The following is a 16,754-nucleotide window of genomic DNA, read 5'->3' as shown; positions in this document are numbered from 1 at the left end:
TGGCGCTCTTTCCAACCTTTTCCGGGAGTTTTTATGAGCGCCGCCGCCAAGTCGCAGGACGTTTTGAGCCTGCTCAAGCAAGACCATGCCAATGTGAAAGCCATGTTCCAGCAATATGAAGAACTGGGCGACCGGGCCTTCGCCAGCAAGAAAAAGCTGGCCGAGGAAATCTGCCTGGAGCTGACCCGTCACGCCACGGCGGAGGAAGAGGTGTTCTATCCGGCCATCCGCGCCGCCGCGCGCGAGAATGAAGACTTGATCGACGAGGCGACCGTGGAACATGCTTCGGCCAAGGAGCTGATTGCCCAGATCATGGAAGCCGACCCGCACGATGAGCTGTATGACGCCAAACTCAAGGTGCTCAGCGAATATATCCTGCACCACGTCAAGGAAGAGGAGGGGGAGATCTTCCCCAGCGCCAAGCGGGCCGGCTTGGATTTGCAGGCGCTGGGCCAGCAGGTCGCGGCACGCAAGGAGGAAATCGACTTCGTGCCGCCGCGTCCGCTGCCCGGCGCCAGCCCGCAGCGCGGCCGACCCCATGCCTGAGCCGGGGCGGCGGCCGCTAGCCGGCGCGCCGCGGGCTTAATGGCCGGCGCTGGCCGTGGCCGGGGCGCTGGCCGGCACGGCGGCGGGCGCCGGCGGGGCAGCCTCCGCGGCGGACGGCGCGCCGCCGATCGCCAGCATCAGGTTGTCGATGTCGACCGGTTTCACCAGATGCATATCGAAGCCGGCGTCGAGCACGCGGCGCTGGTCTTCGGCCAGGCCGTAGCCGGTGAGGGCGATCAGGCGGATCTGCCGGGTGGCGGGATTGGCGCGCAGGCGGCGCGCCACTTCATAGCCGTCGATGCCGGGCAGGCCGATATCGACCAGGGCCACATCGGGCCGCGCGCTGGCGGCCACGGCCAGGCCTTGCAGGCCGTCGGCCGCATGGTGCACCTGATAGCCGTAGCAGCTCAGCATCATCGACATCATTTCGCGGCCGTCTTCATTGTCCTCGATCAGCAGGACGGCGGGTTTGCCTTGTTGCAGGGAGTCCATATCGCAGTCTTTCGCTACAGGGAGACGTTCGGTGCGCGGCAGGCGGATGACGAAGGTGCTGCCTTCGCCGCCGCCGCCGTCGCTATGGGCGGTCACGCTGCCGCCATGCAGTTCGACCAGGCGCCGCACCAGGGCCAGGCCGATGCCCAGGCCGCCTTGCGCGCGGTCGAGCGTGCTGGTGCCCTGCACGAACACGTCGAACACATGGGGCAATAGTTCGGGCGCGATGCCGACCCCGCTATCGTGCAGGCTCAGCACCACGTCCTCGTCTTCCACCTCGGCCGTGACCTCGATCTGGCCGCCGGGCTGGGTGTATTTGAGCGCATTGTCGAGCAGATTGTTGAGGATCTGCTCGAGCCGCGTGGCATCGCCCTCGACCCAGCAGGGTTCGGCCGCCAGCGTGATGTCGTAGCCGGCGCTGCGCCCCGTGGTGCGGTAAGTGTCGAGGCAGCTCGCGGCCAGCGCCGCCAGGTCGAGCGGCGCGCGGTTGAGCAGGATCTTGCCCGACATGGCGCGGCTCAGGTCGAGCAGGTCGTCGACGATGCGGCCCAGGTGGCCGCTCTGGCGCTGGATGATCTGCTTGGCGCGGCCGACCGCCTCGACCGACACGCCGGGCAGGCCGATCAGCGAGGCGGCGCTGCTGATGGCCGAGAGCGGATTGCGCAGCTCATGGCCCAGCATGGCCAGGAACTCGTCCTTGGCATGGTTTTGCCGTTCGGCCGTCTTGCGCTCCTCGATCTCGCGCATCAAGCGCTCGTTGCTGGCAATCAGGTCGGTGGTGCGCTGGCTCAGCTGGCGCGCCTGCTTCTTCAATTCCTCGTTTTTCATCGCCAAGGTGACGAAGACGGCGATCTTGGCGAACAGCACTTGCGGGATCACCGGCGTGAACAGGAAATCGACGGCGCCCTGCTGATAAGCTTTCAGCCGGTCCAGCTCGTCGGCCACGAAGGCGGTGATGAAGATGATGGGGATATCGGCCGAGCGCGGCCGCTGGTGGATGGCTTCGGCCGTTTCAAAGCCGTCCATGCCCGGCATATTCACGTCGAGCAGGATGACGGCGAAGTCATGCGTGAGTACCTGGCGCAGCGCCTCCTCGCCGGAGCGGGCCGCCACCACTTCATAGGATTCCTGTTCCGCCCATTGCGCCAGCAAGCTCGTCAGTGCGAACAGGCTGTTGGCGTCGTCGTTGACGACCAGAATCTTGGGTTTGTCTGCTTTAGGCACTTTATCGTTCTACTTTAGTCTGCTGCCGCAACGATGCTGAGGGACAAGCATCGAGCCGATCATAGCACGGCTGATTCAAAGAAAAAAACGGCGTTCCAATTGCGCGCAAGGGGTGTTCGCTTCCGCACATACAGCGCGCAAGGGCCATGCCATAGTGTCACCGTGCATACAGGAAACCCACTCCGAGAAAGGACGCATCATGAATATCGATACCGTGGTAGACCAGGATTACGTCGGCAAATGTTTCAAGGACTTGGCGTCGGCGCCGGTCAGCGCCCTGCGCGGCCTCAGCGGCAAGGACGCCAAAGCCTTGCAGCAAGCCTTCAATGTGACCACCGTGCGCGACTTGGCCAACCTGAACTTCGTCAAATGGGCCTGCGCCATCGCCACCCTGGCCGACGAGGAACAGGACCGGCCCGAAGACAAGGCCAAGGAAACCCTGCTGGACGAGGCGGTGGAAATGACCTTCCCGGCCAGCGACCCGATCTCGGTCGATGCCGGCATCACGCGCATCGAGGTGGCGCCGGAGATGGTCGATGCGCAAGGCGACCACCAGCATGCCGGCAAGATCGAGGAGGCGGCGGAGAAGGACAAGGCGGCCACGCATTGAGGCCTGCTTGCCAGGAAGTCGACCCGCCGCCGCGCCCCGCGCCGAGGCGGGCGCATCAGGCGGCGCTGCCGATGGCCGCTTGCGCCGTCAGGTGGCGCGCGCCGGCGGCCGGCAGCGGCTGGGCATGCGCCTGGGCCTGGTGCAGGGCCGCGGCGGCGCAGAAGCGGTTCTTGCCGGAGCGCTTGGCTTCGTACAGGGCGTTGTCGGCGGCGTGGATGATCTCCTCCACGCTGCCGGCGTCTTCGGGATAGAGGGCGATGCCGATGCTGGTCGACAGGCTCAAGGTCAGGCCATTGACCTGGTAGGGTTCGGCCACCACTTCGATCAGCTTGGACGCCGGTTCCTGGGCGTCGCCCAGGCCGCCCACCTCGCCCAGCACGATCACGAATTCATCACCGCCCACGCGCGCCACGGTGTCTTCCTTGCGCGAGCAGCCGACCAGGCGCTGTGCCACCTGCTTCAGGATGTCGTCGCCATAGGCATGGCCGTGGGTGTCGTTGATGGCCTTGAAGCCATCCAGGTCCAGGTACATGACGGCCGCCTTGCGCTGGTGGCGCGCGGCGTGCTGCAAGGTGGTGGCGATGCGGTCTTCCAGCAGGCGCCGGTTGGGCAGGCCCGTCAGCGGGTCGTGCAGGGCCAGCTCCTGCTGCTGGCGGCTGTACTGGGCCAATTCCTTATACAAGAGGCGCACCTCGAGCATATTGTGGATGCGCTTGTGCACTTCGAGCAGGTCGAAAGGCTTGCTGATGAAGTCGCGCGCGCCCGCTTCCAGCGCGGCGATCTTGAAGCTGGGCTGGGCCGTCAGGGCCAGCACCGGCAGATAGCCTTGCTGCTCGATTTCCTTCAAGCCCTTCATGACCTGGAAGCCGTTCAATTCCGGCATCTGCAAGTCCAGCAGGATGAGGTCGTAGCAATGCTGGCGATGCAGGGCGCACACCTGCTCGGGCAGCATTGTCGCCGTGACATTGGTGTAGCCGGCCTCGCGCAGGATTTCGAGCATCAGCTCGATATTGTCGGCGCAGTCGTCCACCACCAGGATCTTGGCGTTCAGGATCTCATCTGGACTGGGCATAGTGTTCTCGCATCGCTTTCATCTACCGCGGCTGGGGCCGCAGTGGGAAACTCAAAGTGTAGCGCGCCGGTTTCCCAGACGGCGCACCTCAGTCTTTGCAGTGTAGCAAAGAGTGAACAAGTTGCTTGTAGGACATTGCCGCGTGTTTGAGTAGGAGCTGCAGAAACAATTATAAATTATTTAATAACAACCCGTGTAATAAAGCCATGGCGTTTCAAGCCAGGGCGGGTGGCGCCGCGCGGCCCGCCTGGCGCGCCGCCAGCGCCACGGCGGCCAGTAACTGGGCCGGCTCGACCGGCTTGGCCAAGTGGTCGAGGAAGCCGCTTTCCAGCACGCGCAGCCGGTCTTCCGAGCGGGCGAAGGCGGTCAGCGCAATGGCCGGCAGATTGCCACCACGCGCCGCACCGAGGGCGCGGATGCGCGCCAGCAGTTCAAAGCCATCGGTCCCGGGCATGCCGATATCGGTCAGCAACAGGTCGAAGCGCTGGCGCCGCGCCAGCTTGAGCGCCTCGGCCGCGCTGGCGGCCAGCGTCACGCTGGCCTGGTTATCCCCCAGTATACGCTGGATCAGCTCGCGCGCATCGGTCTCGTCGTCCACCACCAGCACGCGCAGGCCGCCCAGTTCGCGGCGGTCCGGCAAGGCGAAGGCGGCCGCCGGCGGCGGCGCCGGCGGGCGGGCCGGCCGCAGCGGCAGGGCCGGACCGGACGCGAGCGGCAGGCGCACCGTGAAACTGGCGCCGCGGCCGGCGCCGGCGCTGGCCGCGGCTACCGTGCCGCCATGCTGCTCGACCAGGTGCTTGACGATGGACAGGCCCAGGCCCAGCCCGCCGTGGCGGCGCGTGGTCGAGGCGTCGGCCTGGCGGAAGCGCTCGAAGACATGGGCCAAGAATGCGGGTTCGATGCCGATGCCGTTGTCGCTGACGACGATCTCGACCAGGCCGCCGACCAGGCCGACGCTGAGCTGGACCGCGCCGCCATGGGGCGTGAACTTGAGCGCATTGCTGAGCAGATTCCACATCACCTGCTGCAGGCGGCTGGGATCGGCCGCCACCAGCACCTTGGCCTGGTAGTCGCGCTCGATGCGGATATGCTTGGCCTCGGCCGCCGGGCGCACGGTTTCGATCACGGCGTCGAGGATGGTCAGCGGCGAGATCTGTTGCATGTCGAGTTGCACCTTGCCCGAGGTGATGCGGCTCATATCGAGCAAGTCCTCGATCAACTGGGCTTGGGCGCGCGCATTGCGCTCGATGGTTTCCAGGCCGCGGTTGAGGTCGGCCTGGTCGCGGCTGCCGCGCCGCAGCACCTGGGCCCAGCCCAGGATCGCCGTCAGCGGCGTGCGCAGCTCGTGCGACAGGGTGGCCAGGAATTCATCCTTCATCTGGCTGGTGCGCTCGGCCTCGGCGCGCGCGCCGCGTTCGCTGTCGAGCAGCAGGCGGCGCTCCTCGGCGGCGTGGCGCATCGCCTCGTTGAGACGGGCGTTGTCCAGGGCCACGCCGGCCTGGGCGGCAAAGCCGGCGACGATGCGTTCGGTACGCTCGCTGAACATGTCCGGCTCCGGATGGCCGAAGAAGAGGGCGCCCAGCACCGCGCTGCTGCCCGAGCGCACGGGCAGCGCCAGATAGCTGCGCAAGGCCGGGTCGTCCGGCGCATCCGCGCTGCGCAGGATGGCGGCGCCGCGCAAGACCGGCGCCAGCAGCGCGGCGGCGCGGCGCAGCGGCAGGCGGCGGAAGGCGTCGGGCGCCTGGCCGGCCACCGTGTAGAGCGGTGCGCCGCCTTCGTCCCGGTAATAGAAGGCGGCAAAGCGCGCGCCGCTGATGTCGGCGGCGGCGGCGGTCACGTCCTGCAGCAGGGGGCGCAGCTCGCGCCGCTGCGCCAGCGCATTGCCGGTGCTGTTCAGCACTTCGAGCATCTTGCTTTCCTCGCGCAGCGCTTCCTGCGCGCGCTTGACCTGGTCGACATCGGTGCTGGTGCCGAACCAGCAGCGCAACTGGCCGGTGCTGTCGCGCACGGGATTGGCGCGCGTCAGGAACCAGCGGTAATGGCCGTCGGCGCCGCGGATCGGGAATTCCATTTCGAAGGGCGTGCCGCTGCGCAGCGATTCGCGCCAGCGCGCCTTCATGGCGGGCAGGGAGTCCGGCTCGTAGACTTCTTCCCAGCCATGGTTCAACGCCTGCTCGGGCGAGGTGCCGGTGTATTCATACCAGCGCTCGTTGTACCACACCATATTGCCGTCGAAGTGGGCGATCCAGGCCAGTTGCGGAATCGAGTTGGCCAGGGCGCGTAATTCTTCCTGGCTGTGGCGCAGCGTGTCTTCGGCCGCCTTGCGCGTGCTGACGTCCTGCACCATGCCGGTCATGCCCAGCAGCTCACCGCCCTCGCCATAGTTGAAGCGGCCCGCCACGCGCAGCCACAGGCGCTCGCCGCCGCCATGCTGCACCCGGCACTCGGTCTGGAAATCGCTGGCGCTGGCGCGCGCCTGCTGGAACGCTTGCCAGACCGCGTCCCAGTCCTCGCGCAGCACGCGGTCGCGCAGTGCTGTCCAGGGGAGGGGCGTTTCTTCCGGCAGATCGAAGAGCACGGCGGCGCGGCGGCCGAGAATGACGGTGCGGCTGTGCATATCGCCGCTCCAGTCGCCGAGCTGGCCGGTGCTCAGCGCCACCTGCAGGCGCTTGCTGCTGTCGCGCAGGGCGCGCTCATCGTCCTTGCGGCGGGTGATGTCCTGGATATAGGCGGTCAGCCCTTCGCTGGAAGGGAAGGCGCGCACTTCCAGCCAGCGCGCGCGCGGCGTGTAGTAGAGCTCGAAACTGACGGTCTGCTGGCCGGCCAGCGCGTGGCGGAAGCGTTCTTCCAGCACGGTATGGCGCAGGGCGGGAAATTCCTGCCACAGGTTCTTGCCCAGCGGTGTGGGGCGTTCCGGCGTGCGCGCATGGATCAGGTCTTCGGCGCGCGCGTTGAGATAGACGATATTCCACTGCGGATCGAGCACGGCCAGGCCATCGGTAATGCTGTCCAATACCGTGTGCAGCTGGGCGGCGGACAGCTGCAAGCCGCCTGCCGTCGCGGGCAGCAACGGTGGCGCGGAGTGGCGGGTGGATGGGCCTGGTGGACGGGGTCGATAGCTCATGCAGTTTCACGCGGTGGCGGCGCGGCCTCCTTGCCGCGCCGTGCAAGCATTGTAGCTGCGGCCTTGCCAAAGCGGCCACACCGTTGCGCCCATTACACGCCGAATACCGGTAGCTGGCGCGGTTTCAGCGCAGTTTCAGCGGGGCGGCGGCGCCAGGCGGGCCAACGCCGCCTGCAACTGCTCGATATCGTAAGGCTTTTGCAGGGACAGGGCGGGGAAGTCCAGCTGTTGCAGCAAGGCTTGGCCATAGCCCGAGGCGAACATGATTTTCAGGCCGGGCTGGCGCTGCAAGGCCAGGCGGCCCAGTTCCACGCCCGACATGCCGGGCAGGCTGATATCGCTGAACAGGATGTCGAAGCTGGACGCGTCCAGCCGCTGCAGCGCGTCTTCGGCGCGCGCCACGGCCTGCACCTGGTGGCCGAAGGTTTGCAGCATTTCGCACACCAGGTATTGCGCATCCAGATTGTCCTCGACCACCAGAATGCGCAGGCCGGCCGGCGCCTGCGCCGCGGCGGCGGCGGCGGGCAGCGGCGCCGCTTCGCGCAGGGCGCACAGGATGCCCTCGACGCCGCCCTCGGCATTGCGCAGCGGCGTGTAATACAGGTCGAGACTGGCGCTGGCCGGTTTGCCGCCGCGCCACAGCTGCAAGGCCTGGGCACGGAAAGCCAGGGCGCGGCCCTGCCAGGCCTGTTCCAGCGCCGCCGGATTCCAGCTCCACGCGGCCGGCAGCATGGACGGCACGGTGCCGCCCGGCGCCTGCAGCGCGGGTGGGCCGGCCAGTTCTATATAGGCGTCGTTGCACAGCATGACCCGCTGCCGGCCCCACATCAGCAGCATGGGCTGGGGGCTGTTGAGCATGATGTCCACGCTCAGGCGCAGGGTATGGGGCCACTGGGCCGGTTGGCCGAGGGGGCTGCGCGACCAGTCGCAGGCAGCCAGTTTGTCTTCTCCAGTCATTCTTCCATCATTATAAAAACGCAAACTGGGGGAAATCGTACACCAATCCACAGACTCTGCCGTTGAAAAATTCTTTTACTTCACTCTGGACAAGAGGGCAAAGCCTCCCTATAATCTTGCTTCTTTCGCGAACAACGTTACGAAAGAAAGCAAGAAGCAGATAGTTTTGCAGTATTGCTTAAGCGGCTGTAGCTCAGCTGGATAGAGTACTTGGCTACGAACCAAGGGGTCGTGGGTTCGATTCCTGCCAGCCGCACCAGAATTTGCAGTAAGACTTGCCGCTGTCGAGCGGCGGGGTGCAGTAAAAATAGCAGGGTTTGAAGTATTGTAAAGCGCCTGTTATTATTGTGAGAAGTTTTTGCGGCTGTAGCTCAGCTGGATAGAGTACTTGGCTACGAACCAAGGGGTCGTGGGTTCGATTCCTGCCAGCCGCACCAGATTGTGTAGTAAGGCCTGTCGCTGTCGAGCGATGGGTTGGAAGTGAAAGTTTTGCGGCTGTAGCTCAGCTGGATAGAGTACTTGGCTACGAACCAAGGGGTCGTGGGTTCGATTCCTGCCAGCCGCACCAGTAGTAGGAAAAAGGGTCAGCGTGAAAGCGCTGGCCCTTTTTCTTTTCCGCCTTGAGTAGCGTGACTTGTAATAGGGAGTTTTCCCTATCCCGCTCGATATTTCTTCCAATTTCCGAATATTGCTTAAAAGAATAAAGTGAAGCCGTAAAACTACGGAGCTTCACATGAGCAATCAAGCCAATCTCTCCCGGCGCTTTTTCCTGAGCGCGCTGCCCGCCGTGACGGCCGGCCTGGCCGCCACCGCCACCCAGGCCGACGCCGCGCCCGCCGGCCAGGGCGCGCCGCACTGGGGCATGCTGGTCGACACGCGCCGCTGCATCGCCTGCCAAGCCTGCACCATCAGCTGTTCGATGGAAAACGACCTGCCCATCGGCCAATTCCGCACCACTGTCGCCACCTATGCCGTGCGCACCGAAACCGGCCAGTCCGGCCTGGCTGTGCTGCCGCGCCTGTGCAACCACTGCGAAGAACCGCCTTGCATTCCGGTCTGCCCGGTCAGCGCCACCTACAAGCGCGAGGACGGCATCGTGCTGGTCGACGGCGACCGCTGCGTCGGCTGCGCCTACTGCGTGCAAGCCTGTCCGTATGAGGCGCGCTTCATCAACCACCACACCGGCAAGGCCGACAAATGCACTTTCTGCGTGCACCGCGTGGATGTCGGCCTGCTGCCGGCCTGCGTGGAAACCTGCGTCGGCGGCGCGCGCATCTTCGGCGACGTGAATGATCCCAACAGCGAAATCAGCCGCCGCCTGAAAGAAGCGGAAGGCCAGGTCAGCGTGCTGAAACCGGAAGCGGGCACCAAGCCCCACGTTTTCTACATCGGCCTGGACAAGGAGCTGGCCGGCCGCGTCGACGGCGATTCCGCCGCCGAAATGATGTGGCGTCCCGAGATGCAAGGAGCATGAGCATGAGTACCAGCGTGAATTCCATCGTCGAAGTGCTCGGCTTTGCGCGCGAACCGGGCTGGCTGCCCTGGGCCGTGCAGTACTTCTTCCTGATCGGCCTGTCCACGGCCGCCTTCTTCCTCTCGCTGCCAGGCCTGGTGTGGCGCCGGCCGGCCTGGCGCGGCATCGGCCGCCGCGCCTTGCTGGCGGCCCTGGTCTGCGGCTTGAGCGCGCCGGTCGCGCTGCTGGCCGACCTGCACCAGCCGGGCCGCTTCATGAACTTCTACCTGCATCCGAATCTGGGATCGTGGATGGCCTGGGGCTCCTTCTTCATCCCCCTGTATCTGTTTGGCCTGGCGCTGTATGCCTGGCTTTGTTTGCGTCCCACGCTGGCGCATATCGCCGCCGAGGCGGACACGCCGCCACGCATGGCCGCGCTGTACCGCTGGCTGGCCTACGGCGGCCATGACAATGCGGGCGCCATCCGCCTGGCCGCGCTGATGGCCGCACTGGGCGCCGCCCTGATCCTGCTCTACACCGGCATGGAAGTGATGGTGGTGCAGGCCCGCGTGCTGTGGAATAGCGCGCTGCTGCCGCTGCTGTTCGCCTTCAGCGCCTTCACCGGTGGCCTGGGCATCATCGCCCTGTTCGAAGGACTGGCGCGCCAGAACGCGTCGGCGCCGCTGCTGAACCGCTGGCTGGCGCATAGCCAATGGGCCACCTTGCTGCTGCTGGGCGCATGGTTCGCTGCCGGCATCAGCGGCCTGTCGCCGGCGGCGGCCGGCATGCTCGACGCGGTAGGCGATTCGAGCGGCTGGCTGCAAACCTTGGCCTGGCTGCTGGCCAGCATCCTGGTGCTGCTGTGGGTGGCGCGCTACCGCACGCATAGCCTGCTGCTGCCCGCCGTGCTGGCGCTGCACAGCGCCTGGCTGCTGCGCTGGATCGTCTTCATGGGCGGCCAGAGCATCCCCAAACTGGGCGCCACCGGCTACCCCTATGTGCTCAGCATGCGTCCCGACAGCCTGCTCGGCATCATCGGCACCGCCGGCCTGTGCTGCGCCATCTACATCGTGCTGACCAGCTTTATGCGCTGGGACGAAACAGTGAAAGCCTGAGAAAGAGCATCATGAAAAACATCAGCAAACGTCGTACCATCCTGGCCGCGGGCGGCGTGGCCGCCTTCGCCGCCGGCTTTTCCGAAACCGCCGGCCGCATGGTCGGCAAGCTGGCCGGCCACGACAAGCCGAAACACCGCGTCGCCGGCGATGCGCCCGAACCGGAATTCCGCATCGATGCGCAGGGCCATCTGTCGGTGAATCCGGCGCAGCAGGTGAGCTACACCACCTGCCTGGGCTGCACCACCATGTGCGGCGTGCGCGTGCGCATCGAGCGCGCTTCGGGCAAGGTGCTGCGCGTGACCGGCAATCCGTACAGCCCTTTGTCCACCGACCCGCACCTGCCGATGAAGGCCAGTGTGCGCGACAGCTTCAAATCATTGACCGCCTTCGAAGGCAAAGGACTGGCCGGCCGTTCGACCGCCTGCGGCCGCGGCAACGCCGTGGCCCAGCAGATCGATTCGCCTTACCGCGTGCTGACGCCGATGAAGCGCGTCGGCCCGCGCAATAGCGGACGCTGGGAACCGATCTCCTTCGAACAGCTGGTGCGCGAAGTGGTCGAGGGCGGCGACCTGTTCGGCGAAGGACCGGTCGAAGGCCTGGGCAGCCTGCGCGACCTGAAAACGCCGATCAATGCCGACAAGCCGGAACTGGGACCGCGCGTGAACCAGGTGGCCGTGCTGTCCAGCGTGAACGACGGCCGCGAAGGCTTCGCGCGCCGCTTCTTCCAACAAGCCTACGGCACCATCAACTTCTTCGGCCACGGCTCGTATTGCGGCGGCGCCTACCGCTCCGGTTCCGGCGCGCTGTTCGGCGACCTGAAGAAAATGCCGCACTGTAAGCCTGACTTCAGCAACGCCGAATTCGTACTCTTCGTCGGCACCGCGCCAGGACAGGCGGGCAATCCCTTCAAGCGCCAGGGCACGCTGATCGCCAAGGCGCGCACCGAGGGCAAGCTGTCCTATGTGGTGGTCGATCCGGTGCTGAACCACTCCAGCAACCGCGCCAGTGGCGACCGTGGCCGCTGGCTGCCGATTCGTCCCGGCACCGACGGCGCGCTGGCCATGGCCATCATGCGCTGGCTGTTCGAGAATGAGCGCATCGACAGCCGCTTCCTCGGCTTCCCCAACGCGGCGCTGGCGAAAGAGAACGGCGAACCATCGTTCAGCAACGCCACCCATCTGGTGGTGGTGGAGCCGGGCCACGCGCGCCAGGGACGCATGCTGCGCGCCTCCGACCTGGGCGTGGCGGTGGAAGAGGAACAGCGCTACAAGGAAGGCGACGCCTTCATCTGCCTCGGCGCGGACGGCAAGACCGTGCTGCATGACCAGGCCAAGGCGGCGGCCCAGCTCTTTGTCGATACCCGCCTGCTGGTGGATGGCAAGGAGCTGCATGTGAAATCCTCGCTGCAACTGCTGCGCGAAGAGGCCATGCGCAAGGAGATGCAGGCCTACGCCGACGCCTGCGGCATCCCGGCTGCGACGCTGGCGGCGCTGGCGCAGGAATTGTCCGCGCACAGCAAGCGCGCCTCGGTGGTCGCCCACGGTGGCATGATGAGCGGCAGCGGCTTTTACAATGCCTATGCGCTGATGAGCATCAACCCTCTGCTGGGCAATGTGAACTGGAAGGGCGGCTTCGTCGCCAATGGCGGCGGCTTCAAGGACGACGGCAATGGTCCGCGCTATAACCTGGAAACCTTCGCCGGACAGGTCAAGCCTTCCGGCCTGCCGCTGGGACGTAATGTGCCCTACGAGAAAACCTCCGAGTTCGCGGCCGGCAAAGCCAAGGGCAAACCTTATCCGGCCAGCGCGCCATGGTTCCCGAACGCCTCGGGCCTGACCACCGAGCTGCTGCCGGGCGCGATGCAAGGCTATCCATATGGCCTGAAGGCGCTGGTGCTGTGGTCCTCCAATCCGCTGTACGGCATTCCGGGTCTGCGCACGCGGCTGGCGCGCGACATCGCCGATCCGAAGAAGCTGCCCCTGATTATCTCGATCGATCCCTTCATCAACGAGAGCAATGCCTATGCCGACTACATCATTCCCGACTCGCTGATGTACGAGAGCTGGGGCTGGGTCGCCGCCTGGAACGGCGTGCCGACCAAGTCCATGGGCGCGCGCTGGCCGGTGATCGAACCGAAGGCTCAGAAAGGACCGGACGGCCGTCCGGTCGGCATGGAAACCTTCTTCATCGCGCTGGCCAAAGCCATGAAACTGCCCGGCTTCGGCGCCGGCGCCCTGAGCGACGCCGACGGCAACAGCTACGCGCTGGACGGACCGGAAGACTGGTATCTGCGCGCCGGCGCCAACGTGGCCTGGCTGGGCAAGGAGCCGGTGCCCGATGCGACGGCGGAAGACCTGCTGCTGTCGGGCGTCGAGCGTCTGCGCCCGTTGCTGGAGAAAACGCTGAAACCGGAAGAGGTGGCGAAGGTCGGCTTCCTGTACAGCCGCGGTGGACGCTACCAGCCCGGCAAGGACGCGTATGACGAGGACCATCCCGAGTGGATGCGCAATCCGATGAAAGCCATGTGCCATCTGTGGAACGAGAATGTGGGCGGCTCGAAGAACAGCCTGTCCGGCAAGCGCAACACCGGCTGCGGCACGTGGAAGGAGCCGGCTTTCGCCGACGGCACGCCGATGCGCAAGCTGTATCCGCGGAAGGACTGGCCACTGGAGCTGATCAGCTACAAATCGGCGCTGCAGAATCCCTACTCGATCGGCGCCACGCGCCTGCTCTCGGTGCATCCCGAAAATCCGGTGCTGATCCACCCCGACGACGCCGAGCGCATGCATCTGCGGATGGGCGACTTGGCCGAAATCAGCACCCCCGACGGCAGCCTCAAAGCGCGCGTCATGATCCATGCCGGCATCACCCCTGGCGTCGCCGCCTTCGAACACGGCTTCGGCCACCGCGAACTGGGCGCGCGGTCGCACCGCATCGGCGGCGAGCGCCAGCCCGAAAACCGCAAGCTCGCGGCCGGCGTCAACCTGAACGACATCGGCATCATGGACCCCACCCGCCCCGACAAAGCGCCCTGGGTCGATGCCATCTCCGGCACCTCAGTCCGCAACGGCCTCCCGGCCAAGCTGCGCCGCGCCTGACGCGGTTTGATCTTAATCAAACAATGTCCAACCCTGGTGTCAGGCACCAGAGGTGGACATTGTTTGCGCCAGATCAAAGAATGTCCTACCCCAGTGCCTGACACCAGGGTTGGACATTTTTTGATTTAGCGCAAATGAAGGCTAGTTGAGGGCGCTGGGGTCGGCGCGCAGCATGAGGCGGGCCAACTCGGCGGCGGAGGAGAGGCCGGCTTTTTCCATGACGTGCTGGCGGTGGATGTGGACGGTCTTTTCGCTGATGCCCAAGGCGGCGGCGATCAGCTTGTTGGGCTGGCCCAGGGCAACCAGGCGCGCGACTTCGCTTTCGCGCGGCGAGAGGGCGGCCAGCATGTCCATCGCCTCCTGGCGGATGCGGGCCTCCTGCAGGGTTTCGGCGCTGCGGCGCACGGCGGCGGCGACGGCGTCCAGCATCAGCTGGTCCTTGAAGGGTTTTTCGATGAAGTCGGCGGCGCCCGATTTCATGGCTTGCACGGCCATCGAAACATCGGCATGGCCGGTCATGAAGATGATCTGCAACCCGATGCCGCGCTCCTGCAAGACCTGCTGCAGTTCGAGTCCGCTCATGGCGGCCATGCGGATGTCGAGCAGCATGCAGCAAGGCTGTTGGTTCAGCGGCGGGTCCAGTGTGTCGCATACTTCGAGAAATTCTTCGGCGGAGGCGTGCAGGCGCACATTCCAGCCCACCGATTCGAGCAGGAAGCGCAGCGAACGGCGCAGGCCGGGATCGTCGTCAACAACGTGGACAAGACACTGATGCGGTGGAATATTCATGACAGGGTAGGGTAAAGATAAAGCGCATGCCGCAGCCGTCCGGATTGGCCTCAGCCCACAGCCGGCCGCCGTGCGACTCGATGATGGTCTTGCAGATCGACAGGCCCAGGCCCAGGCCATCGGGCTTGGTGGTGAAGAAGGGCTGGAACAGCTGCTCGCGCTGTTCTTCCGGCAGGCCGGCGCCTTGGTCGATCACCTGCACCAGGGTGCGTTTGTCGGCCGCGCCGATTTCGACCCGGATGGTCTGGCGCTCGGCCGGCAGGCCGCGGCCGGCGTCGATGGCGTTCTTGATCAGATTCAGCAGCACCTGCTGGATCTGCGGGCCGTCAGCCAGGGCGCAGCAGCCGCCCGGCGTGCGGCTCTCGATCACGATGTCGGGCGCGTTGGCGAGCATGCCGCTGACCAGGCGCTTGGCTTCATGCGCCAGCGGTGTCAGCGCCAGCGGTTCGCGCACCGCGCTGCGCTTCTTGGCGAAGTGGCGGATGCGCTGCACGATGCCGCCCGCGCGTTCGGCTTCGCTGACGATTTCGGAGCAGGCTTCGGTGATCGCCTCCGGCGTCAGCTTGCTGTCGGATTGGCGCCGCAGCACGCTGCGCGCGTAGTTGCCGATGGTGGTCAGCGGCTGGTTGATTTCGTGCGCCAGATTGCCGGACAGTTCGCCCAGCACGGAAAGCCGCGACAGGTGTTCCATCTGTTCCTGGCTGTCGCGCATGCGCGCCTCGGCCGCCTGGCGCGCGCGCAACGATTCGCGCAGCTCGGCGGTGCGGCGATGCACCAGCTGCTCGGCGCGCACCGTATGCACGATCCAGGCGGCCACCAGCGCGGTCAGGCCCAGCAGCCAGGGCCAGAAACGGCGCGCCAGGCCGCCTGGCGTGATTTCGCGCAGATAGGCGTAGGGGCCGGCGCGCAGCTCGCGGTACAGCTCATGCACCGGTTGATAATCGGCCGGCACCGACCAGCTCATGCCGCTGGCGCTGGCGGGCATGGCCAGCAGCGCCTGGGCCACCGCCTTGGCCAGAACCGGGTCAGTCTGGCGCGTGACGGCGGCCGGCCAATCGGGGTACAGGGCGGTCGAGACGGCGCAGGGCAGGCCGCTTTCGCGGCGCGGCGACAGCACGCGAAAATCGGCCATGCGCAGCTGCCCGCGCGCCTCCATCTGCTCCAGGAAGCAGCTGCGCACGATGCCCGCATCGACCGTGCCGCTGCGCACCGCCTGCACCACATTCATCATGGGCAGGCCGACAAAGCGCAGTTCCTGCAGATCGGATTCCATATCGATGCCGAAGCGCAGCAGTTCGCGCGCGGCCACCAGATAGCCGCCGAACGCTTCCGGCGCCACGGCGGCCACGCGCTTGCCATCGAGTTCGGTCAATTCGCGCAGCGGCGAATCCCTGGCGCGCACGATGATGGCCGAGCCGCTGGCGTGGCCGGCGCGCACGCTTTGCATAGACTCCAGCGTGGCGATGCGGCTCAAACCGAATTCGGCCTCCATCGTGACGTAGTAGCCGGGGTTGGTGATCACCAGGTCGATCTGGCCGTCGCCGATCGCCTTGCGCATGCCCGCCGCGTCGTAGCTGTGCATCTGGAAGCGGTGTTCGGGCAGGCTGTGGTTGAGGTAAGAGATCAGCGGCGACCAGTCGGAAACGGCCGCGTATTCGCCCTGATAGGCAAAGACGCCGATGCTGACATCGCGCGCAAACGCGCTTGGGACAAGGCAGGCAACCGCGATCAGACTCGCCGCGGATCGCCGCCAACAAGACGGGAAGAATCGCATAAGTGGCGCTAGTATACCTTTATTGGCGGCGTCTGATCTGCCTCATCATTCCGCCCGGCGCGGGCGAGCACAATTGGCCCAGAGCTTGCTTGACAGTGAGGATGCCATGCCCAATGATGAAAGCCAGAATGTCCGCCTCTCCTTTCTGGACAAACAGATGAACGATGTGATGGCCGAGCTGACCGCGATGCGCAGGGAGTATGCTACCAAGACGGATCTGGAGGCGGTCAAGGCCGATATTGCGCGGCTGGAGGCGCGCCTGGACAGCTTCTATGCGGAGTTTGTGGCAATGCGCCTGGAGCATGGTCAGCGCCTGGCCGCGATCGAGGCCCAGCTGCCGCACCTGGCCACCAAGGCGGAAATGCGCAAGCTGGCCCTGATCACGACCAGCGCCAATATCGCCGCCATCCTGCCCTTGTATATGCTGCTGTTGCACCAGCTATTCTGAGATAGCAGTTGGCAATTGTTGCGAAATATCCGATGATTTGTCGAAACAA

12 protein-coding genes and 3 tRNA genes are annotated in these 16,754 nt (G+C 65.7%); 9 read left to right on the top strand and 6 right to left on the bottom strand.

Annotated features, from left to right (window positions below; all coding sequences use genetic code 11):
* Positions 1-33: 33 nt before the first annotated feature.
* Positions 34-546: a hemerythrin domain-containing protein gene (locus tag FHS03_RS06135; RefSeq protein ID WP_183440153.1), complete on the top strand. Its 513-nt coding sequence runs from the start codon at positions 34-36 to the stop codon at positions 544-546.
* Between the two features lie 36 nt (positions 547-582).
* Here the strand turns inward: FHS03_RS06135 and FHS03_RS06130 are convergent, their stop codons facing one another.
* Positions 583-2,262, bottom strand: coding sequence for a response regulator (locus FHS03_RS06130; protein ID WP_183440152.1), 1,680 nt, complete (start codon positions 2,260-2,262; stop codon positions 583-585).
* Positions 2,263-2,461: 199 nt separating this feature from the next.
* Here FHS03_RS06130 and FHS03_RS06125 point away from each other — a divergent pair, with 199 nt between their 5' ends.
* Positions 2,462-2,872: a hypothetical protein gene (locus FHS03_RS06125; protein WP_183440151.1), complete on the top strand. Its 411-nt coding sequence runs from the start codon at positions 2,462-2,464 to the stop codon at positions 2,870-2,872.
* 55 nt (positions 2,873-2,927) lie between these two features.
* Here FHS03_RS06125 and FHS03_RS06120 read toward each other — a convergent pair whose 3' ends face one another.
* From FHS03_RS06120 to FHS03_RS06110, 3 genes are all read right to left on the bottom strand, one after another.
* Positions 2,928-3,944, bottom strand: coding sequence for a GGDEF domain-containing response regulator (locus tag FHS03_RS06120; RefSeq protein WP_183440150.1), 1,017 nt, complete (start codon positions 3,942-3,944; stop codon positions 2,928-2,930).
* Positions 3,945-4,158: 214 nt separating this feature from the next.
* Positions 4,159-7,068, bottom strand: a complete 2,910-nt coding sequence (locus FHS03_RS06115) for a hybrid sensor histidine kinase/response regulator (RefSeq protein ID WP_183440149.1) — start codon at positions 7,066-7,068, stop codon at positions 4,159-4,161.
* Positions 7,069-7,203: 135 nt separating this feature from the next.
* Entirely contained in the window at positions 7,204-8,025 is an 822-nt protein-coding gene (locus FHS03_RS06110; RefSeq protein WP_183440148.1) for a response regulator, read from the bottom strand.
* Positions 8,026-8,207: 182 nt separating this feature from the next.
* On the opposite strand from FHS03_RS06110, the gene FHS03_RS06105 reads away from it, so the two are divergent.
* The 6 genes from FHS03_RS06105 (at position 8,208) to FHS03_RS06080 (ending at position 13,694) form a co-directional block, all read left to right on the top strand.
* Positions 8,208-8,284: transfer RNA gene (locus FHS03_RS06105), tRNA-Arg, on the top strand.
* 101 nt (positions 8,285-8,385) lie between these two features.
* A tRNA-Arg gene (locus FHS03_RS06100) sits at positions 8,386-8,462 on the top strand.
* A 54-nt stretch (positions 8,463-8,516) separates the two neighbouring features.
* Positions 8,517-8,593 (top strand) — tRNA-Arg (locus FHS03_RS06095).
* A gap of 165 nt (positions 8,594-8,758) precedes the next feature.
* Positions 8,759-9,499 carry a sulfate reduction electron transfer complex DsrMKJOP subunit DsrO gene (gene dsrO, locus FHS03_RS06090; RefSeq protein ID WP_183440147.1) on the top strand — a complete coding sequence of 247 codons (741 nt, stop codon included), beginning with the start codon at positions 8,759-8,761 and terminating at the stop codon, positions 9,497-9,499.
* A gap of 2 nt (positions 9,500-9,501) precedes the next feature.
* Positions 9,502-10,593 carry an NrfD/PsrC family molybdoenzyme membrane anchor subunit gene (gene nrfD, locus FHS03_RS06085; protein ID WP_221208058.1) on the top strand — a complete coding sequence of 364 codons (1,092 nt, stop codon included), beginning with the start codon at positions 9,502-9,504 and terminating at the stop codon, positions 10,591-10,593.
* 11 nt (positions 10,594-10,604) lie between these two features.
* Positions 10,605-13,694 carry a molybdopterin dinucleotide binding domain-containing protein gene (locus FHS03_RS06080; RefSeq protein ID WP_183440146.1) on the top strand — a complete coding sequence of 1,030 codons (3,090 nt, stop codon included), beginning with the start codon at positions 10,605-10,607 and terminating at the stop codon, positions 13,692-13,694.
* 141 nt (positions 13,695-13,835) lie between these two features.
* Here the strand turns inward: FHS03_RS06080 and FHS03_RS06075 are convergent, their stop codons facing one another.
* Together FHS03_RS06075 and FHS03_RS06070 are read right to left on the bottom strand one after the other, a co-directional pair.
* Entirely contained in the window at positions 13,836-14,483 is a 648-nt protein-coding gene (locus tag FHS03_RS06075; RefSeq protein ID WP_183440145.1) for a response regulator transcription factor, read from the bottom strand.
* On the bottom strand, positions 14,443-16,257 hold the full coding sequence (locus FHS03_RS06070; protein WP_183440144.1) for a sensor histidine kinase: 1,815 nt from the start codon (positions 16,255-16,257) through the stop codon (positions 14,443-14,445). Before FHS03_RS06070 ends, FHS03_RS06075 begins: the two co-directional genes overlap by 41 nt.
* Positions 16,258-16,363: 106 nt before the next feature.
* Here FHS03_RS06070 and FHS03_RS06065 point away from each other — a divergent pair, with 106 nt between their 5' ends.
* Positions 16,364-16,705, top strand: a complete 342-nt coding sequence (locus FHS03_RS06065; protein ID WP_183440143.1) for a hypothetical protein — start codon at positions 16,364-16,366, stop codon at positions 16,703-16,705.
* Positions 16,706-16,754 lie beyond the last annotated feature (49 nt).

It is taken from the genome of Pseudoduganella violacea, assembly GCF_014191875.1.
GTDB lineage: Bacteria > Pseudomonadota > Gammaproteobacteria > Burkholderiales > Burkholderiaceae_D > Rugamonas > Rugamonas violacea_A.
The sequence above is the reverse complement of the archived record's forward strand: the minus strand, read 5'-3'. Positions and strand labels throughout refer to the sequence as shown.

Excerpts from the sequence above, each read along its gene's own strand:
- FHS03_RS06080 (WP_183440146.1), top strand. The coding sequence starts at position 10,605 with ATGAAAAACATCAGCAAACGTCGTACCATCCTGGCCGCGGGCGGCGTG.
- FHS03_RS06075 (WP_183440145.1), bottom strand. The coding sequence starts at position 14,483 with ATGAATATTCCACCGCATCAGTGTCTTGTCCACGTTGTTGACGACGAT.
- FHS03_RS06120 (WP_183440150.1), bottom strand. The coding sequence starts at position 3,944 with ATGCCCAGTCCAGATGAGATCCTGAACGCCAAGATCCTGGTGGTGGAC.
- FHS03_RS06065 (WP_183440143.1), top strand. The coding sequence starts at position 16,364 with ATGCCCAATGATGAAAGCCAGAATGTCCGCCTCTCCTTTCTGGACAAA.
- FHS03_RS06135 (WP_183440153.1), top strand. The coding sequence starts at position 34 with ATGAGCGCCGCCGCCAAGTCGCAGGACGTTTTGAGCCTGCTCAAGCAA.
- FHS03_RS06115 (WP_183440149.1), bottom strand. The coding sequence starts at position 7,068 with ATGAGCTATCGACCCCGTCCACCAGGCCCATCCACCCGCCACTCCGCG.
- dsrO (WP_183440147.1), top strand. The coding sequence starts at position 8,759 with ATGAGCAATCAAGCCAATCTCTCCCGGCGCTTTTTCCTGAGCGCGCTG.
- FHS03_RS06070 (WP_183440144.1), bottom strand. The coding sequence starts at position 16,257 with ATGCGATTCTTCCCGTCTTGTTGGCGGCGATCCGCGGCGAGTCTGATC.
- FHS03_RS06110 (WP_183440148.1), bottom strand. The coding sequence starts at position 8,025 with ATGACTGGAGAAGACAAACTGGCTGCCTGCGACTGGTCGCGCAGCCCC.
- FHS03_RS06125 (WP_183440151.1), top strand. The coding sequence starts at position 2,462 with ATGAATATCGATACCGTGGTAGACCAGGATTACGTCGGCAAATGTTTC.
- nrfD (WP_221208058.1), top strand. The coding sequence starts at position 9,502 with ATGAGTACCAGCGTGAATTCCATCGTCGAAGTGCTCGGCTTTGCGCGC.